This is a genomic window from Antarcticimicrobium sp. (assembly GCF_029212575.1).
GTDB lineage: Bacteria > Pseudomonadota > Alphaproteobacteria > Rhodobacterales > Rhodobacteraceae > Antarcticimicrobium.
On record NZ_JARGPK010000081.1, the window covers coordinates 70,014 to 87,577 of the forward strand.

15 protein-coding genes are annotated in these 17,564 nt (G+C 65.7%); 9 read left to right on the top strand and 6 right to left on the bottom strand.

What is annotated here, in order from left to right; translation table 11 throughout:
- Position 1 precedes the first annotated feature (1 nt).
- Both P1U75_RS17660 and P1U75_RS17665 read left to right on the top strand, forming a co-directional pair.
- Positions 2–1,216 (top strand): ABC transporter permease, encoded by a 1,215-nt coding sequence (locus P1U75_RS17660; RefSeq protein ID WP_300245565.1) that lies wholly within the window; start codon positions 2–4, stop codon positions 1,214–1,216.
- 131 nt (positions 1,217–1,347) lie between these two features.
- Positions 1,348–3,432, top strand: coding sequence for an ABC transporter ATP-binding protein (locus tag P1U75_RS17665; RefSeq protein ID WP_300245568.1), 2,085 nt, complete (start codon positions 1,348–1,350; stop codon positions 3,430–3,432).
- 45 nt (positions 3,433–3,477) lie between these two features.
- Here the strand turns inward: P1U75_RS17665 and P1U75_RS17670 are convergent, their stop codons facing one another.
- From P1U75_RS17670 to P1U75_RS17680, 3 genes are all read right to left on the bottom strand, one after another.
- On the bottom strand, positions 3,478–4,350 hold the full coding sequence (locus tag P1U75_RS17670) for a hypothetical protein (protein WP_300245569.1): 873 nt from the start codon (positions 4,348–4,350) through the stop codon (positions 3,478–3,480).
- Between the two features lie 188 nt (positions 4,351–4,538).
- Positions 4,539–5,678, bottom strand: coding sequence for a cytochrome c peroxidase (locus P1U75_RS17675; protein WP_300245572.1), 1,140 nt, complete (start codon positions 5,676–5,678; stop codon positions 4,539–4,541).
- A 105-nt stretch (positions 5,679–5,783) separates the two neighbouring features.
- Complete coding sequence (locus P1U75_RS17680) at positions 5,784–6,365, bottom strand: lytic transglycosylase domain-containing protein (RefSeq protein WP_300245573.1); 582 nt, start codon at positions 6,363–6,365, stop codon at positions 5,784–5,786.
- Positions 6,366–6,578: 213 nt separating this feature from the next.
- Between P1U75_RS17680 and P1U75_RS17685 the strand changes: the two genes are divergently transcribed.
- Entirely contained in the window at positions 6,579–7,082 is a 504-nt protein-coding gene (locus P1U75_RS17685; protein ID WP_300245574.1) for a single-stranded DNA-binding protein, read from the top strand.
- Between the two features lie 59 nt (positions 7,083–7,141).
- Positions 7,142–8,212, top strand: a complete 1,071-nt coding sequence (locus P1U75_RS17690) for a site-2 protease family protein (RefSeq protein WP_300245576.1) — start codon at positions 7,142–7,144, stop codon at positions 8,210–8,212.
- A gap of 27 nt (positions 8,213–8,239) precedes the next feature.
- On the opposite strand, the gene aroB is transcribed toward P1U75_RS17690, so the two are convergent.
- Together aroB and P1U75_RS17700 are read right to left on the bottom strand one after the other, a co-directional pair.
- On the bottom strand, positions 8,240–9,352 hold the full coding sequence (aroB, locus tag P1U75_RS17695) for a 3-dehydroquinate synthase (RefSeq protein WP_300245578.1): 1,113 nt from the start codon (positions 9,350–9,352) through the stop codon (positions 8,240–8,242).
- Positions 9,349–9,963, bottom strand: a complete 615-nt coding sequence (locus P1U75_RS17700) for a shikimate kinase (protein WP_300245580.1) — start codon at positions 9,961–9,963, stop codon at positions 9,349–9,351. Before P1U75_RS17700 ends, aroB begins: the two co-directional genes overlap by 4 nt.
- Positions 9,964–10,046: 83 nt before the next feature.
- Here P1U75_RS17700 and P1U75_RS17705 point away from each other — a divergent pair, with 83 nt between their 5' ends.
- From P1U75_RS17705 to P1U75_RS17725, 5 genes are all read left to right on the top strand, one after another.
- Positions 10,047–10,196 (top strand): hypothetical protein, encoded by a 150-nt coding sequence (locus P1U75_RS17705; RefSeq protein WP_300245582.1) that lies wholly within the window; start codon positions 10,047–10,049, stop codon positions 10,194–10,196.
- Positions 10,186–11,712 carry a hypothetical protein gene (locus tag P1U75_RS17710; RefSeq protein WP_300245584.1) on the top strand — a complete coding sequence of 509 codons (1,527 nt, stop codon included), beginning with the start codon at positions 10,186–10,188 and terminating at the stop codon, positions 11,710–11,712. Before P1U75_RS17705 ends, P1U75_RS17710 begins: the two co-directional genes overlap by 11 nt.
- Position 11,713: 1 nt before the next feature.
- Entirely contained in the window at positions 11,714–12,667 is a 954-nt protein-coding gene (locus P1U75_RS17715) for a tyrosine recombinase (RefSeq protein ID WP_300245586.1), read from the top strand.
- A 71-nt stretch (positions 12,668–12,738) separates the two neighbouring features.
- On the top strand, positions 12,739–14,046 hold the full coding sequence (locus P1U75_RS17720) for an HlyC/CorC family transporter (RefSeq protein ID WP_300245588.1): 1,308 nt from the start codon (positions 12,739–12,741) through the stop codon (positions 14,044–14,046).
- The gene (locus tag P1U75_RS17725; protein ID WP_300245590.1) at positions 14,043–15,677 is read left to right on the top strand and encodes a hypothetical protein; all 1,635 of its coding nucleotides are present in this window, start codon (positions 14,043–14,045) and stop codon (positions 15,675–15,677) included. Before P1U75_RS17720 ends, P1U75_RS17725 begins: the two co-directional genes overlap by 4 nt.
- A 66-nt stretch (positions 15,678–15,743) precedes the next feature.
- Here P1U75_RS17725 and P1U75_RS17730 read toward each other — a convergent pair whose 3' ends face one another.
- The gene (locus tag P1U75_RS17730) at positions 15,744–17,462 is read right to left on the bottom strand and encodes a hypothetical protein (protein WP_300245591.1); all 1,719 of its coding nucleotides are present in this window, start codon (positions 17,460–17,462) and stop codon (positions 15,744–15,746) included.
- Between the last annotated feature and the right edge of the window lie 102 nt (positions 17,463–17,564).

The window sequence follows — 17,564 nt, forward strand, 5'->3', positions numbered from 1 at the left end:
CATGGAACCTCTCGGCTGGATCGAGATCATCACCCGCGTACTTTACCAGTTCACCTCCGTCTGGGTCGCGCTGGTCATCCTCTTCGCCGTCTCGGCCGCCTTCAAGCGGCGGCTGGGCCTTTACGGGAAACTCTTCGACAGCCCGATCGGCATGATCGGCTTTGCGCTGGTCATGTTCTGGGTCTTCACCGGCGTGTTCGGCGCGCTTGACCTGATCGTGACCCACGATCCCCTGTCGCAGGTCTCGGGGATGAAGAACAAGGTGCCGGGCACGCCCCTGCGCGGCGCCGAGGCCGGAGACTACGCCTGGTACCTGCTGGGCGGCGACAACCTGGCGCGCGACGTGTTCAGCCGCATGGTCAAGGGGGCCTGGGTGGTGGTGCAGATCGCACCGCTGGCGACGCTCTTCGCCTTCATGGTCGGGATCACCCTGGGCCTGCCGGCGGGGTATTACGGCGGGCGGCTCGACACCTTCCTGTCGTTCCTGGCCAACCTGATCCTGGCCTTTCCGGTGATCCTGCTGTTCTACCTGCTGGTCACCCCCGAAATCGTCAATACCGGGGTGCCGAACTACATGGCGGCGGTGCTCTTCGTCTTTCCCATCGTGTTCCTCGCGGTGCTGCTGAACTCGCGCTATTACACCCAGCCGAAATTCCGCACGCCGCTGCTGATCGGGGTGCTGGGGGTGGCGTTCTGGCTTTACCTCTCGCTGATCTCCACCGATGGCTACCTGGTCAACTCCAAGACGATCACGATCCCGGCGCTGCCGCAGATCCTCGATCTGTTCGACATCCCCGGCGGCATCCTTGTGGTCTTCGTCTCGGTGGTCTTCGTCAACTCGCCCACGGTGTTCCGCATCGTCCGCGGGCTGGCGATGGACATCAAGACGCGCGATTACGTCGCCGCCGCCCAGACCCGCGGCGAGGGCCCGTGGTACATCATGCTGTGGGAGATCCTGCCAAACGCCCGCGGCCCGCTGATCGTCGATTTCTGCCTGCGCATCGGCTACACCACCATCCTCTTGGGCACCCTGGGCTTCTTCGGCCTCGGCCTGCCGCCGGAAAGCCCGGACTGGGGCAGCACGATCAACGAGGGGCGCAAGCTGCTGTCGATCTACCTGCATCCCGCCCTGCCCCCGGCGCTGGCGCTGCTCAGCCTGGTGCTGGGCCTGAACCTGCTGGCCGACGGGCTGCGAGAGGAATCGCTCAAGGACTGACGGAGGACTGGGGGCATCATCCATTGTTCTCGAACCAATGGCGAACAATGAACGATCCCCCGGACCCCCGGAACATTCGAAGCCAGAAAAAGACGGGGCGCCGGCCCTGCAAGCCAATGGGGACCAGAAGAATGCCGAAACCGAAATACGACGGCCCGATCCTGGACATCGACAGGTTGTCGATCTCTTTCTTCACCCGGCTGCGGGAAATCCCGGCGGTGATGGATTTCTCGGTCAAGGTGCAACCGGGCGAGGCGGTCGGCCTGGTCGGCGAAAGCGGCTGCGGCAAATCCACCGTGGCGCTGGGCGTTATGCGCGATCTCGGCAAGAACGGCCGCATCACCGGCGGCTCGATCAAGTTCAAGGGCCGCGACATGGGCGAGATGAGCGCCGACGAGCTGCGCCACATCCGCGGCAACGAGATCGCGATGATCTACCAGGAGCCGATGGCCAGCCTGAACCCGGCGATGAAGATCGGCAAGCAGCTGATGGAAGTGCCGATGGTCCACCAGGGCACCACGGAGAAAGAAGCCTACGAGCGCGCGCTCCAGGTCGTCACCGACGTCAAGCTGCCCGACCCCAAGCGCATCCTCAATTCCTTTCCGCACCAGCTTTCGGGCGGGCAACAGCAACGCATCGTCATCGCCATGGCGCTGATGTCGGAACCCTCGCTGCTGATCCTGGACGAGCCGACCACCGCGCTCGACGTCACCGTCGAGGCCGCCGTGGTCGAACTGGTCAAGGATCTGGGCAAGAAATACGGCACCTCGATGCTGTTCATCTCGCACAACCTCGGGCTGGTTCTGGAAACCTGCGACCGCATCTGTGTGATGTATTCCGGCGAGGCGGTCGAGCGCGGCAGCATCGAGGACGTGTTCGACGAGATGCAGCACCCCTATACCCAGGCGCTGTTCCGCTCGATCCCGCTGCCCGGCGCCGACAAGAACGCCCATCCGCTCAAGGCGATCCCGGGCAACTTCCCGCTGCCGCACGAACGCCCCAGGGGCTGCAACTTCGGCCCGCGCTGCGATTATTTCGAGGCGGGACGCTGCGACGCCAAGACCATCCCGATGTCCGACGTGCCCGGCAACGACCGCCACGCCACCCGCTGCCTGAAGTTCCAGGAGATCGACTGGCAGGCCCCGCCCGAACTGATGGAGACCAAGCAAAAGGGCGAGATCGGCGATGTCGTGCTGCGGATGGACAAGCTCAAGAAATACTACGAGGTAGCGGCCAACGCCCTGTTCGGCGGCGGCGCGAAGAAAGTGGTCAAGGCCAACGAGGAGCTGACCTTCGAGGCGCGCGAAAGCGAAACGCTGGCCATCGTCGGCGAATCCGGCTGCGGCAAATCCACCTTTGCCAAGGTCCTGATGGGGCTGGAGACGGCGACCGACGGCGAGATCCTGCTCGACGGGCGCAACATCGAACAGATCCCGATCCAGGCCCGTGACCGCAAGACCGTGGGCGAGGTGCAGATGGTGTTCCAGAACCCCTTTGACACGCTCAACCCGTCGATGACCGTGGGCCGGCAGATCATCCGCGCGCTGGAGATCTTCGGCGTCGGCAACTCGGAGGCCGAGCGCAAGGCGCGCATGCTGGAGCTGCTCGACCTGGTGAAACTGCCCCGCGCCTTCGCCGAACGGATGCCGCGGCAGCTCTCGGGCGGGCAGAAACAGCGGGTCGGCATCGCCCGCGCCTTTGCCGGAGATGCCCGCATCGTGGTCGCGGATGAACCGGTTTCGGCGCTGGACGTCTCGGTGCAGGCCGCCGTCACCGACCTGTTGATGGAGATCCAGCGCGAGCATAAGACCACGCTGTTGTTCATCTCGCACGACCTGTCCATCGTGCGCTACCTGAGCGATCGGGTGATGGTGATGTATCTGGGCCATGTGGTCGAACTGGGCACCACCGACCAGGTGTTCAGCCCGCCCTATCACCCCTATACCGAGGCGCTGCTCTCTGCCGTTCCCATCGCCGATACCTCGGTTCAGAAGACCCACATCGTGCTCGAGGGCGACATCCCCTCGGCGATGAACCCGCCGCCGGGCTGCCCGTTCCAGACCCGCTGCCGCTGGAAGGACCAGGTGCCGGACGGATTGTGCGACCGCGAAGTTCCGCCGGTGCGCACCCTGGCCGAGGGCCACCAGATGAAATGCCACCTGAGCGACGAGAAGCTGGCCGAGATGGAACCGGTGATCAAGATCGCGGCGGAGTGAGGCGGCCCGTCCGTCCGTCCGGACGGTGCTGCTGGCGTCCGGGGCTCAGCGCACGCAGAGGTTCCAGGCGTCCTGGCCGAGGTTCGACAGGGCCTCGGCGCCTTGGGTGCCCTTGGGCTGCGAACACGCGCCATTCGGCCCCACAGGTTCCCAGGCCCCGAGGTAGCGCCATCCGTTGCCGTCGAACATGCCCCAGACATCGGCTTCGAACTCTGACCGGATCTTGACGAAATAGCTCGGCGCGCCGCCACCGTTGGGGTCGATCTGATAGGCCTCGCGATAGCCCTGCTCGGGGGTGTGCCTGGTGACGACGCAGGGATACTGCCCGGTGGTGATCGATTCGCAGGTGGCATAGGCGGTCTGCGGTTGCGCCTGGACCGGCGGCTGCGGTTGGGGGCTGGCAGGGGCCTGCTGCGCCTGTGGCCGCGCCGCCACGCCATAGCTGCTTGCGCATTCCTCGGCCTTCAGTATGGCCGCCGCCGACCCGGTCAGCGGCCATTCCCGCCGCGGATCCCCCATGATCTCGACGCTGAGAAACGACCCGTTTCGGATCAGGTTCAGATCCGCCCCCCCGAGATCGCGCGACGCGAACCCGCCTTCGAAGCCGAACTGCGAATCGATATCGTGTTTGTCGACGCCCAGGATGGCGCCGCCAAAGCGCGCGGTCTGGTAGGTCGGCACGATGAGGCGCCAGCCAAGACGGCTCTTTTCCAGCATCATCTGCCCCTGTGCCCCGCTGCGCACCGCCCGGCATCCGGCAAAGCCGCCTGCCTTCTGGATCGCGTAAACGCCCCAGCCGCGCGCGTCCCCGTAATGCGCGTAGCTCTCGCCAACGCCTGCGGTTTGGGCCTGCACCGGCAAAGCTGCCATCCAGACACCGGCAAAGGCCATCGCCGCCTTTGAAATGAATCCCGTCATGGCAACATCCATTTTTCCAATAATTCAATAAAATTTGGAATATTTGTAGCGGGCGCATCTAAGCGAAACAAATGTTTTCGCGTAATGAGAGAAACCAAATCGTCACAACGACTAATAAGGAGTGTCCGAGAGAGAAACGAAACACGCCACCATCGCCGGACGGTCGCGGGCGGCAGAGCGGTGCGCCCCTACTCCAACAACCCCTCGTACCGCGCATCGGTCAGCGTCTTGAGAAACGCCACCAGCGCGTCGATGCGCACGTCCTCCAGCGCCGGCCCGGTGGTCAGTTCCTCCATCGAAAGCGTGCCCTCCACCTCTGGCGGGGCAAAGGGTTGCCCGGTCTCCGGGTTGATCTGCCGCGCCTCGGACCTGGAGTTGTAGGTGTTGTAAAACAGGACCACCGTGCGCAGATCCTCAAACACGCCGTTGTGCATGTAGGGGCCGGTCACCGCCACGTTGCGCAGGGTCGGCACCTTGAACCGGCCCGCCTGCGCCGGATCATCAACCAACGGGTTCTCCAGCAGCCCCCGGTCGGGCGCCGCCATATGCGCCAGAGCCGGGTTCGCCGGCACCCCGATGTTGTGGTACTCGTAATTTGTGAACGTCTCCGCCGGGTCCACCAAGCTGGTTTTCAACTGGTGGCAGAGGTTGCAGTTGGTGAACTGCTGCGAAAAGAACAGCAGTCGGCCCAGGTCCTCTTCCCGCGTCAACTGGTACGCGCCGCGCAGGTAACGGTCGTACTTGCTGTCAAAGGGGGCGAATTCCGCCGTGCGCTCAAAGGCGGCAATGGCCTGCGTTATGCCCGCATAGGCGCGCGCGGGGTCGTCGAAAACATCGGCGCCCGCCAGCTTTTGCAGGGCCGCCACGTATTCGGGGGTCTCGCGCAGCCGCGCCACAACGGCGGATTCATCGGGCATCGCCATTTCGACCGGGTTCAGTGGCGGCCCCCCCGCCTGTGCGGCAAGGTCGGTGGCGCGCCCGTCAAGGAACAGCCCGCCGACCCATTTGCCCTCGGCGTTCAGATGAAACGGCGGTGTCAGTGCCGCATAACTGGCGGTGGGCGCGTTGCGCACACCCAGCGAATGACCGTCATCGCCCAGCGACACCGCGCGGCCCAGATCCGTCTCGCGCGGATCGACAAAACCCGTGTTGGGATCGTGACAGGTGGCACAGGCCTGGGTGTGGTCCCGCGACAGGTTGGGGTCAAAGAACAGCGCCTCGCCCAGGGCCTCCCAGCTATCGAACCCCGGCGCGGCCTGCAATGGTGCGGCAAAGGCCGCCGCCATCGCGACCAGACCCGCACCCCCGAACCGCAATGCCCATGTCATGCTCCGCTCTCCCGATCCGATCCGATCCGAAAGTCAGAGTTTTATAGTCAGGTATGAAGCGGATGCAAGGTGCGCAAATTGCCCCGGCGCGGGACGCCGCGCCCCCTAGCTGCCCCAGATCGCCTTGACGTAATTCCGGGTCTCGTCGAAGGGCGGCACGCCGCCATGCTTGCGTACCGCCTCGGGTCCGGCGTTATAGGCCGCAAGCGCCAGCCGCCAGGATTTGAACTTGCGGTACTGCTTGGCCAGGTAGCGCGCCCCGCCGTCGAGGTTTTCCTTGGGATCGGCCGGATCCACCCCCAACCGCCGCGCGGTGTCCGGCATCAGCTGCGCCAGCCCCAGCGCGCCCTTGTGCGATTTGGCGTTGGGGTTCCAGCCCGATTCCTGCTGCACCAGCCGCAGGAACAGATCCTCGGGCACGTCATGACGCTGCGCCGCCGCGCGCGCCAGGGCCAGGTACTCGCCCTTGTACTTGCCGGTATAGGGCAGCGGACCCCATTTGCTTGGCGTATGGACCGAGGGCGGCTGAAGCCGAACGGAATCGTTGTACTGGATCGCCGCGCGGGTATCGAGCACGCGGGTCTGCGACTTGAACAGGTTCTTCTGGCTGCGGGTGGCAAAGATATCCGCCGCCGCCGGCATCGCCAAACCCATTGCCACCGTAATCCCGACCGCAAGCCTGCGCATACCGACCCTGCCCATAACCACCAAATCCGGCGCAACTATACAGGTTCGCGCGGCAAAGGAAACATGCCGCCCGCCCCGGGCCCGGGGATCGGCGGCGCCGTGCCGCGGGACGCCGATAACCATGTTTCAACCTCTGTGCGGGAGGTATAGGGTGCCCATCCAAGGATCGTACAGATTCGGGCATAAATCGGACAAAACAAGACGGGGGCTCTCATGGCCGGCTCAGTGAACAAAGTCATTCTCATCGGCAATCTGGGCCGCGATCCCGAGGTGCGCACCTTTCAGAACGGCGGCAAGGTGTGCAACCTGCGCATCGCCACATCGGAGACCTGGAAGGACCGCAACACCGGAGAGCGCCGCGAAAAGACCGAATGGCACTCGGTCGCCATCTTCAACGAAGGCCTGGTGCGGGTCGCCGAGCAATACCTGCGCAAGGGCTCCAAGGTCTATATCGAAGGCCAGTTGCAGACCCGCAAATGGCAGGACCAGAGCGGCCAGGACCGTTACTCGACCGAGGTGGTTCTGCAGGGCTTCGGCTCGACCCTGACCATGCTGGACGGCCGTGACGGCGGCCAGGGCGGCGGCGGCAACTACGGCGGTGGCCAGGGCGGCGGCTATGACAGCGGCCCGCAGGACGACCCCTACGGCGGCGCCCCTTCGGGCGGCAGCCGCGGCGGTGCGTCGAGCAACATCGACGACGACGAAATCCCGTTCTGACAGGGATGCGGTGCGGGCGCATTGCGGCGCCCGTTTTCATTTCCTGACAAGGTGGCAACATGGGCTGGTCTTTCTCCATCGGCAGGTTGTTCGGCTCGGAACTGAGGGTGCATGTCACCTTCTTCCTGCTGCTGGCCTGGATCGGCTATGTCGCCTATGCCGATGGCGGCTGGCCGGCGGCGCTGGAGAACGTGGTGTTTGTCCTCGCGCTCTTTGCCTGCGTGGTTGCGCATGAGTTCGGCCACGCCCTGACCGCGCGCCGCTATGGCATCAAGACGCCCGACATCACCCTGCTGCCGATCGGCGGGCTGGCCCGGCTGGAACGGATGCCGGAGAAACCGGCGCATGAGATCCTCGTCGCGATCGCCGGCCCGATGGTCAACGTGGCGATCTGGGCCATTCTCATGCTGGCCGGGGCCGAGATGACCTTCGATATCGCCGGTGAGATGGATCTGAGCGGACCGGGCTTTTTCGGTCGGCTCGCTTTCGTCAATCTCTTTCTCGCCCTGTTCAACCTGATCCCGGCTTTCCCGATGGACGGCGGCCGCGTGTTCCGCGCCCTGCTGTCGCTGGTCACCGACCGGGTCAAGGCCACCCGCATGGCCGCAATGGCGGGTCAGATCGTGGCCTTTCTGTTCGGCTTCGCCGGGCTGAGCACCGGCAACCCGATGCTGATCCTGATCGCCGTTTTCGTGTTCGTCGCCGCCAATGCGGAAAGTCAGGATGTGGCGATGCGCGCCGTGGCCCGGCAACTCAGCGCGCGCGACGCCACCATCACCAGCTATGAGAGCCTGACACCTGGCGACACGCTGCAGGCCGCCGCCTCGGCACTGGTGCACACCACCCAGCACGAGTTTCCGGTGATCGACACCGACGGAATATTCCTCGGCTTCGTCACCCGAAACGCCCTGTTCTCAGCACTGGCGCAGGAGGGGCCGCGCAGCCGCCCGGTGTCGGAGATCATGGACACCAAGATCCCCCACCTGACCCTGAACGCCCGGCTGGAAAAGGTGCTGGACGTGTTTTACAAGGGCGCGCCGGCGGTGGCCGTCACCGACAGCAAGGGCAACATGGTCGGCTATATCACCCGCGAGAACGTGGGCGAACTGATGGTGATCAACGGCCGCTGACCACCACCGATGGGCCTGCGGCCGGCGTCACCGCGCCGCCAGCGCCTCCTCCAGCAACCCGTGCACGGCGTGCCCCGGCACATCCGAGGTCACGAAGGCCTGCCCGATTCCACGGGCCAGGATGAACCGCAACTGCCCGTCCACCACCTTTTTGTCCTGCGCCATCAGGCCCAATAGCCCCGCCGCATCCGGCAGATCGCCCGGAATGTCGGCCAGATCCACCTTCATCCCCATCGCCCGCAGATGCGCCCGTACCCGGCTGGGGTCTTCCTGCGAACACAGGCCCAGCCGCGACGACAGCTCGAACGCCAGCGCGCAGCCAATCGCCACCCCCTCGCCATGCAGCAGCCGGTCGGAGTATCCGGTTGCCGCCTCCAGCGCGTGGCAGAAGGTATGGCCAAGGTTCAACAGCGCGCGGTCGCCCTGCTCGGTCTCGTCGCACACCACGATATCGGCCTTCATCTGCACCGACCGGGTCACCGCGCGCACCCGCGCGCCCATGTCGCCCCCTGCCATCGCCGGCGCTTCGACCTCCAGCCAGTCGAAGAACTCCGCATCCCCCAACAGACCGTATTTCACCACCTCGCCGTAACCGGCCAGGAAATCGCGCGGTGTCAGCGTGGCCAGCACGGCTGTATCGGCCAGCACCAGCGCGGGCTGATGAAAGGCACCGACCAGGTTCTTGCCCTGTGCCGTGTTGATCCCGGTCTTGCCGCCAACCGAGCTGTCGACCTGCGCCAGCAGCGAGGTGGGGATCTGGACAAAGCGCACGCCCCGGCGCAGCACGGCGGCGGCGAACCCCGCCAGGTCGCCGATCACCCCGCCGCCGAGGGCGACGACGATGTCGCGCCGCTCGACCCTTTGTTCCAGCAGCCATTCGACGGCGCGGGTGAACTGCGGCCAGCCCTTGGTCGCCTCGCCCGGCGGCAGCGCCAGCGACACCATCTCGATGCCCGCGGCGGCAAGCCCGGCGCGCAGCGCCTCCAGGTGCAGCCCGGCGACCGTCTCATCGGTCAGCACCGCCACCCTTGGCCGCGCCAGCAAAGGCGCGATGCGCGCGCCCGCCTCATCTATCAGGCCCGGGCCGATCTGCACGTCATAGGCCCGCTCGCCCAGGGCCACATGGACGCATTCATTCATTCTTCCGGCTCCAATACATCGGGGCGCGTCGCCAGCGCGGCCAGCACCCGGTCCACCATCCCCTCGACCGAGGTCTGCGCATCCGAGACCACGACAAGATCGGCCTCGGCGTAGAACGGCACGCGCTGGTCGTAAAGATCGCGCAGCGTCGCTTGCGGGTCGGGGGTTTTCAAAAGCGGGCGGGTGTCGCGGTGGCGCACCCGGCTCCACAGCACCGGAAGATCCGCGTTCAGCCAGATCGCAACGCCCTTGTCCGAGATGGTCCTGCGATTCGCAGCCGACAGGAACGCACCGCCGCCGGTGGACAGCACACCGCGCGCGTCCTCCAGCAGGCGCGCGATCACCTGGGCCTCTTTCTTGCGAAAGAACGCCTCGCCGTCGCGGGCGAAGATCTCGGGGATGGTCATGTTGGCGGCCGATTCGATCTCGTGGTCGCTGTCAAGGAACGGCACCCCGAGCCGCGCCGCCAGCGCCCGGCCCACGGCGGTCTTGCCGGCGCCCATCATGCCGACCATGACGATGGTCTTTTTCAGCCGCCCCGACCCGCCCGCTGGCCCGCCGGCCCGCGCATTCGCACTGGATGCGGCGGCACTATGCTCAATTTCACTCATTCTGTAGTGAATGACGTGATCTTGTCCAAAAGGCCATATATAAGTTGTTCAAAACGGCAGAGGCACGGGCACAGGGGACACGCATGGGGCGTTTGATCAAGTATCTGTTTTACCTTCTTATTCTCGCTGCGATCGGCTTGGTGATCTATGCTTACCTGGGGCCGTGGTTCGGTGCCGATTTCGCGCCGCCACGCGCCGAGATCCGGCAACCGGTGACGCTGCATGCGAACTAGCGCCACGCTGGTCGCGCTCTGGCTGCCGCTGGCCGCCGCGGCGCAGGAGCCGCTCTCGGTGATTGACTGGCTGGGCCAGGCGCACCCGTCGTCCCTGCCCGGCCCGGTGCTGCTGGAACCGCCGGTTGCCGAACATGCCCTCGGCCCGGATATCGAGGTCAGCCCGCTGGAGGAACTGGCGCCGCCGCTGGGGCTGGTGCCCCCCGATGTCACCGGGCTGCCCATCGATCTGTGGCACGGCAGCGACGCGCAGCTGTTGGCCCGGCTGATCGCGGCCGCGCCGGTCGAGAACAGCCCGGCGATGCAGGCGCTGTTCTATACCCTTCTGCTGGCCGAGAAACGCCCGCCGCCGGGGGCGTCGCGACAGGCGTCCGAGGCGCTGCTGCTGGCGCAGATCGACCGGCTGATCGAGCTTGGCGCCACCGATCCGGCCCTGGCCCTGACCGAGCTTGCCGGTCCGATGCGCTCCCCCGCGCTGTTCCGGCGCTGGTTCGACACCACGCTGCTGACCGGGCAGGAGGACGACAGCTGCGCCGCCCTGCAGCAGCATCCCCATCTGGCCCCCGATTTCGCGGCGACCATTTTCTGCACCCTGCGCGACGGCGACTGGCAGACCGCCGCGCTGACCTTGGAAACCGCCCATGCGCTCGAACTTCTGCCGCGTGCGCAGCTTGACCTGCTGGACCGCTTCCTCAGCCCCGAGATCTTCGAGGGGGCGCCGCCCCTGCCTGCGCCTGACGCCCCCGATCCGCTGACCTTCCGCCTCTACGAGGCGATCGGCGAACGGCTGCCCAGCACCCGGTTGCCGCGCGCCTTTGCCAATGCCGACCTGCGCGACCTTGCCGGATGGAAGGCCCAGATCGAGGCCGCCGAGCGTCTGACCCGGATCGGCGCGCTCAACCCCAACAAGCTGCTCGGGCTCTATACCGAACGGGCACCGGCCGCCTCCGGCGGGATCTGGGACCGGGTCGCGGCGGTTCAGCGCTTTGACACCGCGCTGGACACCGGCAGCGCCGAGGCGGTGGCAAAGACCCTGCCGCAGGTCTGGGACCAGATCCGCACCGCCGGACTCGAGGTGCCCTTTGCCCATCTCTTCGCCGACCGGCTCGCCGCCTACCCGCTGGAGGGCGCCACGGGCGTGCTGGCCTGGCACATCCGGTTGCTGTCGCCCGGATACGAGGATGCCGCGCGCCAGCCGCCGGAGGGGGGTGAAACCGACGCCTTTCTCGCCAAACTGGCCCAGGGGGTGCCCGGCGGCACGGCGCCGGCGGACGACCGGGCACAGGCCATTTCCGAGGGGTTTTCGGGCGCCACCCAACCGCCGCAGGAGCTCAAGACCGCCCTCGAGGCAGGCCGGCTGGGCGAGGTGATCCTGCGCGGCATCTCGCTGTTCGACAGCGGCGCACGCGGCAACCCGGCCGATCTGACGGCCGCCCTGGCGACCCTGCGCGCCATCGGGCTGGAGGACACCGCCCGGCGCGGCGCGCTGCAACTGATGCTGATCGGCCGGACCTGACATGGCGGCACCGGCGGATCATGCGGGCTGGATCAGCGCCTTTCTCGAGGCGCAGGCGGCGGAGCTGGGGGCGGCCACCAACACCCAGCTTGCCTATGGCCGCGACCTGAAGGATTTCGCCGGCTGGCTCGACCGGCGCGGCAGCGGCTTCGACACCGCCGATCGCGGCGCGATCGAGGCCTATCTGGTCAATTGCGATGCCCAGGGGCTGTCGCGCGCCACCCGCGCCCGGCGGCTCTCGGCGATCCGGCAGCTTTACCGATTTGCCTTCGAGGAGGGCTGGCGCGAGGACAGCCCGGCGATCCAGATCCGCGGCCCCGGCCGCGACAAGCGGCTGCCGAAAACCCTCGGCGTGCCGGATGTCGACCGGCTGCTGGCGGCGGCCCGCGAAACCGGCCGCAGCCCGGCGGACCGGCTGCGCAACACCTGCCTGATGGAGCTGCTCTATGCCACCGGGATGCGGGTGAGCGAACTGGTCTCGCTGCCCGCCGCCGCCGCGCGGGGCGATCCGCGCATGCTGCTGGTGCGGGGCAAGGGCGACAAGGAGCGGATGGTGCCGCTGTCGCCCCCTGCCCGCGCCGCTTTGGCCGCCTGGCTGGCCGAACGCGACGCCGCCGAGGAAAAATCCGTGGCCAAGGGCGCCGCGCCCTCGCGCTTTCTGTTTCCCTCGCGCGGCAAGTCGGGTTACCTGACCCGGCACCGCTTCTACCTGCTAATCAAGGAACTGGCGGCGACCGGCGGTATCGATCCGACCAAGGTGACACCGCATACCCTGCGCCACGCATTTGCCACCCATCTGCTGGCCAATGGCGCCGACCTGCGCGTCATCCAGACGCTTCTGGGCCATGCCGATGTCTCCACCACCGAGATCTACACCCATGTACTGGACGAGCGCCTGTCCGAACTGGTGCTGGAGCATCATCCGCTGGCACATCCCCGCAATGACGGCGACTGATCCATCACGGCCTTGATAACCGCTTGGCCCGGCCCCATAACCGAATGCAGGACAAAGGGTATTCAATTCCGATGGAGACCATCTCGACCCATCTCGACACCGCCTTCTGGGGAACGGCGGGCGGCATTCTTTTCCTGCTGATCCTCTCCGGCTTCTTCTCCGGCTCGGAAACCGCGCTGACCGCCGCCTCGCGCGGGAAGCTGCGCGCCCAGGCCGACAAGGGATCGCGCGGCGCGGAAAAGGCGCTGCGCATTACCGAGGACAACGAAAGGCTGATCGGTTCGGTCCTTTTGGGTAACAACCTCGTCAATATCCTCGCGGCCTCGCTGGCGACCGCTCTCTTTACCCGGGTGTTCGGCGAAAGCGGCGTGGCGCTGGCCACCCTGGTGATGACCTTCCTGGTGCTGATCTTCGCCGAGGTGCTGCCGAAAACCTATGCCATCACCAATTCGGAAAAGGCCGCCGCCGCCGTCGCCCCTATTATCGAGGTCATCGTCACCGTCTTCGCCCCGATCGTCGGCGCGGTGCGGCTGCTGGTGCGCGGCGTGCTGCGCATCTTCGGCGTGCGCATCGACCCCGACAGCCATGTGCTCGCCGTGCGCGAGGAGATCGCCGGCGCCCTGCACCTGGGCCATTCCGAGGGCGTCGTCGAAAAGGAGGACCGTGACCGCATCCTCGGCGCGCTCGACCTCGGCGACCGCACCGTCGAGGAGATCATGCTGCACCGTTCGGGCATCGAGATGGTCGATGCCGCCGACGATCCCGAAACCATCCTGTCGCAATGCCTTGCCAGCCCCTACACCCGCCTGCCGGTCTACCGGGTCGAGCCCGAGAACATCATCGGCGTGGTCCACGCCAAGGATCTGCTGCGCGCCATGTACAGCCGCATCGGCGGCCCCGACGGCGACGCCGGCGCGCTGCGCGGCTTTCAGGTGACCGATGTCGCCAAGCCGCCCTATTTCATCCCCGAGACCACGACGCTCGACGACCAGATGCGGCAATTCCTGCGCATGCGGTCGCATTTCGCGCTGGTGGTCGATGAATACGGCTCGCTCCAGGGGCTGATCACGCTCGAGGACATCCTCGAGGAGATCGTCGGCGAGATCACCGACGAATTCGACCCCGACAGCGAGCATCCGATCCGCAAGACCGAGGACGGGCAATACCTTGTCGATGGCGCCATGACGATCCGCGATTTCAACCGCGCCAGCGACTGGACCCTGCCCGACGACGAGGCCAACACCGTCGCAGGTCTGGTGATCCACGAGGCGCAGATGATCCCGACCGTGGGCCAGGTGTTCTCGTTCCACCATTTCCGCTTCGAGGTGATCGGGCGCGAGGGCAACCGCGTCACCGCGCTCAAGATCCGGCCGCTATGACCGGGCGGCTCGGTGCGCTGGGCGGCTGGGTCGATTCCGTCGTTTTCGACCTGTTGCGCCAATTGCGCTGGTCCTTCCTGCCGCCGTTGATGGTCTATTTCGCCTATGGCGCCTCGGGGATCACCGGCGTCGTCGGCACGTTCTTCATCAAGGATTATCTCGACGTCTCGGCCGCCTTCGTGGCGGGCCTGGGGTTCTGGATCGGGCTGCCCTGGGCGCTGAAGATGCCGATGGGCCATCTGGTCGATCTGATGTGGCGCTGGAAATGGGTGCTGGTGTTCATCGGCGCCGGGCTGATCGCGGCCAGTTTCACCATCATGTACGGGCTGGCCCTGCGCACCCCCTGGATGCAGGAGACGATGCCGGTAACCGCCTGGTTCGTGCTTGCCTCGCTGCTGTCGCCCTGCGGCTACGTGATCCAGGATTCGGTGGCCGACGCGCTCTCGGTCGAGGCGGTGCCGAAGGTGGACGCGGCCGGCAACCCGCTGGACCAGGAGGCGCTGCGCGCCCAGCATACCACCATGCAGACGCTGGGCCGTGTCGCGCTGATCGGCGCGCTGACCGTGGTCGCCGCGCTCAACATCACGCTGTTCTCGGGCATCGAGGACCTGCCGCTGGCGGCACAGGGCGCGGTCTATGGCCGGGTCTACCTGATCGGCCTGGTGATCCCCGTGATCTCGGTCTCCGGCGTTCTGCTGGCGATGGTCCAGCAACGCCGCCACATCGCCGCGCTGATCCAGAGCGGTCTGAGCCGTGACGCGGCCATGGCGCATTTCGCCCCCGAGGGCGGCGCGGTGAAACCCAACTGGGCCTATTTCATCGGCGGCGGCCTTTTCGTCGCGGTGACGCTGACGGTGGGCCTTTCCGACCTACCGTATTCGCAGGAAATCATCTTTGCCGGTTCGATGGCGGTGGTGCTGTTCCTGATGCGCCAGCTCATTGCCGTGCTGGAACCGGCCAAGGCGCGGGCGCTGATCGGCACCGCGATCATCATCTTCATGTTTCGCGCCACGCCGCTGGCCGGCGCCGGCGCCACCTGGTTCACCATCGACGAGCTTGGGTTCGATCAGCAGTTCCTCGCGGTGCTGTCGCTGATCGTCTCGATGCTCACTCTGGTCGGCATGTTCGTGCTGCGCCCGCTGATGGCCAATCACTCCATCGTCTATATCGTGGTGCTGCTGTCACTGGCGGCGGGGCTGCTGTCGCTGCCCAACATCGGGCTCTTCTACGGGCTGCACACCTGGACAGCCGCGCTCACCGGCGGCATCGTGGACGCCCGGTTCATCGCCATAATCGACGCCGCTGTGGAAAGCCCGCTGGGCCAGATCGCGATGATCCCGATGCTGGCCTGGATCGCCCGCAACGCGCCGGAGAACCTCAAAGCGACCTTCTTCGCCGTCATGGCCTCCTTTACCAATCTCGCGCTCTCGGCCAGCAGCCTGGGCACCCGCTACATGAACCAGGCCTTTACCGTCACCCGCGAGGTGCGTGATGATACCGGCGCGCTGGTCACCCCGGCGGATTATTCGCAACTGGGCTGGCTGCTGATCGCCGTCGCGCTGATTACCGTGGCGCTGCCACTGCTCACCGTGCTCATCGTCCAGAACTCGCGCCTGCGCACGCCGGATTAAGGCACCGGATCGGGCGATCGGGCGGGCGCATCGGCCCGCCCGTCCGGCATTCCGCTCCGGCTTCGGTCAGGCGATATCCCAATCGTCCCTGAAATCGGCAAAGTCACTGATCCCCTTGACGGTCAGCTGGTCCCCATCGCCGAAATCGAAGACCAGCGCCTTCTTGGTTTCCTCCACGATCTTGCCCAGCTTGGCATTGGTCAGCTTGCCCGCGACCAGCGCGTCGTCGAACAGGACCTTGTCCTTGTCGTCCTCGAACCCGAGGATCACGTCCTTGCCGCTGCCAAAGACGAAGATGTCCTTGTCGGCGCCGCCGTCGAGTTTGTCATTGCCCTCGCCGCCGTCCAGCCAGTCCTTGCCGGAGCCTGCCTTGATCGTGTCGTTGCCGCCGCCGGCGTCGATGCTGTCGTTCTTCTTGCCGGTAACGAATTTTTCCTTGGCCGAGGTCCCGACAAGATCCTGCGCCTTGTTCGATCCGTAGTTCAAGATCTTCAGCAATTGTGCCTTGACCGAGGTGCCGGCGCCATCGCCGAAATCGGACTCCCAGGTGACCGCCACGTTGCCGTTCTTCAGCGTGGTCAGCGCCGGATCTGCCTGGTCGCCCCTGGTGGTGGAGTTGATCACCTCGGCCCCGCCCAGCTTGACACCATCGGCATCGAACCGCTGCGCCATGATCGCAGAGCCCTTGCCATCGCCACCTTCATCGGTCCAGGCCACGAGGAACCCGCCATCCTTCAACGCGGTGATCTCGGCGTGATCCTGATCCTTCGAGCTGTCCGAATGCACCTTGATCACCGGAGAGGATGCCTTGAGGTTGCCGGACTTGAAGATCTGGACATAGACGTCGGTCTGCTCGGCCTTGCCGCTGCCGGTGGTTTCGGTCCAGGTGATGGCGAACTGCTTGCCCTTGAGCATAGCGACACGCGGGTCGGAGGCCGCACCGCTCAGCCCGGAATCTTCCAGCACGTACCGCTCGCTCAGGTCAAAGGCGAGGCCGTTCACCCGGGGTTCTTCGAACAACTGGAACTGGATGATCCCTTCGTCGCCAACCGCGTTCATCGCAAGCGTTCCGACGACAAGGATATTGTCATCGTCAAACTTTGCGAGATCACCAAAAGTGGTCGCGCCGCGCGGGAAAACCTCGTCGCCCATATAGTTGCGCGACCACTGGCCGTTGGTCGGCAGCCGGTAGGTATTGGCGGTATATTCGTCCACCGTGAACTGAAATTCGCCATGCAGATAATCGCGCACGAAATACCCCGTCGCGAACATATCGCCGCCCAGCGAGACCACCCGCGGCGCAATCGCGTCCTGCCCCTCGGCCTCCGGGTCGGTGCGGCCGTAGCGGACCCGCTCGAAATTGTAATACTCCTCTTCGGCGCCGTCGCCCTCGAACCCAAAGGTCTTGGACCGGGTGCGGATGTTATCGGCCTCGTAATCCCGCGATGTGGGAACCTCGTCGCGGTCGATATTGGTCTCGCTCCAGATTGCGTCGGTCTGCCAGACCCAGGAGCCCTGCCCCTTGCTGTTAAAGGCGACATCGGGGTTCTCCTGATCGCCGACGGTCATGTCGCTGATCCGGAACTCCTCGCCGACGGCCTTGCCCTTGGCATTAAAATCCTGACCATAGACGCCAAGTCCGTCGCCGTCCTGACCCTTGCTTTCCCAGACGATCTGGAACCCGCCGGTCTTGGGGTTCGCGTCGATCGCGGGGTCGCCCTGGTTGCTCTTGGTGTAGGAATTGACCTGGATCTCATCATTGAGAGTCCTGAACGAAGAAGCCATCGGCTTGTCTCCTCAAGTGCGATTAAATTTTAAAAATGTATGCAAAACCAAATTCGGAACGGTCCGCGCCGCGAGCGTTGCAACCGAATATTCACCTGTCAA

Coding starts and splice junctions, on each gene's coding strand:
- P1U75_RS17660 (WP_300245565.1), top strand. CDS start 2: ATGGAACCTCTCGGCTGGATCGAGATCATCACCCGCGTACTTTACCAG.
- P1U75_RS17665 (WP_300245568.1), top strand. CDS start 1,348: ATGCCGAAACCGAAATACGACGGCCCGATCCTGGACATCGACAGGTTG.
- P1U75_RS17670 (WP_300245569.1), bottom strand. CDS start 4,350: ATGACGGGATTCATTTCAAAGGCGGCGATGGCCTTTGCCGGTGTCTGG.
- P1U75_RS17675 (WP_300245572.1), bottom strand. CDS start 5,678: ATGACATGGGCATTGCGGTTCGGGGGTGCGGGTCTGGTCGCGATGGCG.
- P1U75_RS17680 (WP_300245573.1), bottom strand. CDS start 6,365: ATGCGCAGGCTTGCGGTCGGGATTACGGTGGCAATGGGTTTGGCGATG.
- P1U75_RS17685 (WP_300245574.1), top strand. CDS start 6,579: ATGGCCGGCTCAGTGAACAAAGTCATTCTCATCGGCAATCTGGGCCGC.
- P1U75_RS17690 (WP_300245576.1), top strand. CDS start 7,142: ATGGGCTGGTCTTTCTCCATCGGCAGGTTGTTCGGCTCGGAACTGAGG.
- aroB (WP_300245578.1), bottom strand. CDS start 9,352: ATGAATGAATGCGTCCATGTGGCCCTGGGCGAGCGGGCCTATGACGTG.
- P1U75_RS17700 (WP_300245580.1), bottom strand. CDS start 9,963: ATGAGTGAAATTGAGCATAGTGCCGCCGCATCCAGTGCGAATGCGCGG.
- P1U75_RS17705 (WP_300245582.1), top strand. CDS start 10,047: ATGGGGCGTTTGATCAAGTATCTGTTTTACCTTCTTATTCTCGCTGCG.
- P1U75_RS17710 (WP_300245584.1), top strand. CDS start 10,186: ATGCGAACTAGCGCCACGCTGGTCGCGCTCTGGCTGCCGCTGGCCGCC.
- P1U75_RS17715 (WP_300245586.1), top strand. CDS start 11,714: ATGGCGGCACCGGCGGATCATGCGGGCTGGATCAGCGCCTTTCTCGAG.
- P1U75_RS17720 (WP_300245588.1), top strand. CDS start 12,739: ATGGAGACCATCTCGACCCATCTCGACACCGCCTTCTGGGGAACGGCG.
- P1U75_RS17725 (WP_300245590.1), top strand. CDS start 14,043: ATGACCGGGCGGCTCGGTGCGCTGGGCGGCTGGGTCGATTCCGTCGTT.
- P1U75_RS17730 (WP_300245591.1), bottom strand. CDS start 17,462: ATGGCTTCTTCGTTCAGGACTCTCAATGATGAGATCCAGGTCAATTCC.